We start from the raw sequence: 1786 nt of genomic DNA, 5'->3' as shown, positions 1-1786 counted from the left end.
CACCGTCCGCCACCGGAATGGGCCTGCGGCACGGACGGTCTGCGGCTCTACAAGCCCGGGCGCACCTCCCGATCGACGCAGCCAAATACGAAACGGCAGCTTTCAAGGCCGCGTTCTCCACGGCCCGGTCTTTGGTTTCAACAACACCGACCGTCAGTGCCCCTGCCCGGCCGAGACATCAACCATGCTTAACTGCGAAGGGCCCTTAAAGCGACCCCGTACTGCTCCGGCAGTACTTTCCAAAGGGCACGGACCTGAACGTGTGGAGTTAGACCAGCTCGATGACGTCTGCGACGGACTCAACGACAGGCCCCGAGCATGTCTCAACGACCGCTCGCCACGGGCAGCCATGCAACGATTAGGACACCGGATGCAAACACATCTAATTCGCAACGTTCACTAGAAACCGCCCCGTATATCGGGGGCTGATCCTCGGCGCCAACGCAGCACGGGACCTTCGCAGCAGGGCCTATCGGCACCCCTCCCGGTCCCGCGGAACGTCGATCTGCACCGGGCCTGTCGTCTCCGTCAGCACGGTCTGGGACCGCGTTCCGTTGCGCGAGTTGGCAGTATCCTTCGCCGCCGTGTCGTGCCGTTCATAACCGAGGTGCTCGGTCAGTTCCTCGTCCAGGGCGGTTTCGATGACGGTCTTGGTCAGCTGCTTGAGCAGTCCGTCAGGACCGGCCAGGGACAGCCCCTGCTCCCTCGCCATCCTGACCAGCTCGCGGGCAGCCTCGGCCTCGGATTTCTCTGTCAGTTCGTCAACGGTTTTCGTACTCGGCACAGCCTCAAGTGTTGCGGCCATATCGGGCTCCTTCCCGCCAGGCTTGCCGCCCCGGCGTGTCGAGCCGGATACACCGTTAATTCCCCAGTCCCTGCCCGGGCAGCACGCCGCTGAAGAAGGCGAGGTTCCTGAAGGTCACCGGCGCCGAGAAGATGTCCGCAGCAGCGGTGATCTGCTTGATTAGCTCCCCCAATTCGCATGGGGCAATCATAAGCGCACTTCAGACAGTCGAAGACGCGTTCTCGACACACCGCAAAAGCTGCCGTTCTTCGCCAGCGCCAGCGTCCATACTGTTCGAGGTCTCGTCTTCGACGACCCGTGATGCTCGCATTCGTCCGAAGGTGGCAGTAGGTGGGGGTGGCCACGAACCCGGCTGATCACTAGCAGTCATGAAAGCGTGCCGCATCAACTGATAGGGCATGTCGGACCATGCATGGACACGATGGACTTACGACGCCTCGACCGATGGATCAAACTGGTCTGTGGGGTCGCCGCAGTGCATCCACTGCTATGCAACTGGGCTGCATTCATCATGAGATTGCCCTTCGTACGCGGTAGCTAGGATCGGCTCGCAAGATTTGCGTTAGCTCGTCAATCCCCACCGAACCGTCGCGACTCCGTGCGGCCAGTGACTCAGCGACCGCGATGCGGACATCCGTGTCAACATCGCGAGCCAGCGATTCGGTGGCCTCGAAATCCATCTGCTCGGTTGCCGCTGGAAGCACCGTCGCCGCGAGTAGTCGTATCTCGCGATCGTTGCTTAATGCCATAGTGCGCCAAGGTAATTCAATCGCAAAACCCCGTTGGTTCAGGATGTAGCACGCCCGAGCGAAGGCTAGTGCGTCTTGACTTTCTCCGGTCCGCATGAGCAATTGCGCTGCATGCCAGACGAGACGTCGACGTTGACCGTCGGCCGCCAACTTCGCCAGTGTCAGAGTAACTTGACGACGAAGGGCTCCTGGCACACGTTCGATGTGCACGGGCGCGAACGGATCGGCAAAG

General features: G+C 61.1%; 1 protein-coding gene and 1 pseudogene. Both read right to left on the bottom strand.

The features are described 5' to 3' along the window. Positions 1 to 478: 478 nt before the first annotated feature. Positions 479 to 805 (bottom strand): annotated as a pseudogene (locus JF781_RS27875) (transposase); the annotation flags it as partial. A 509-nt stretch (positions 806 to 1314) separates the two neighbouring features. Next, positions 1315 to 1786 (bottom strand): hypothetical protein (locus tag JF781_RS27870; RefSeq protein ID WP_225330668.1); only part of this gene is annotated, 472 nt, incomplete at its 5' end.

Origin of the sequence: Mycobacterium sp. WUMAC-067 (assembly GCF_020217485.1) — a bacterium.
In the GTDB taxonomy this organism is placed as follows: domain Bacteria; phylum Actinomycetota; class Actinomycetes; order Mycobacteriales; family Mycobacteriaceae; genus Mycobacterium.
Note: the sequence above shows the minus strand (reverse complement) of the source record. Positions and strands in the feature narration are given on the sequence as shown.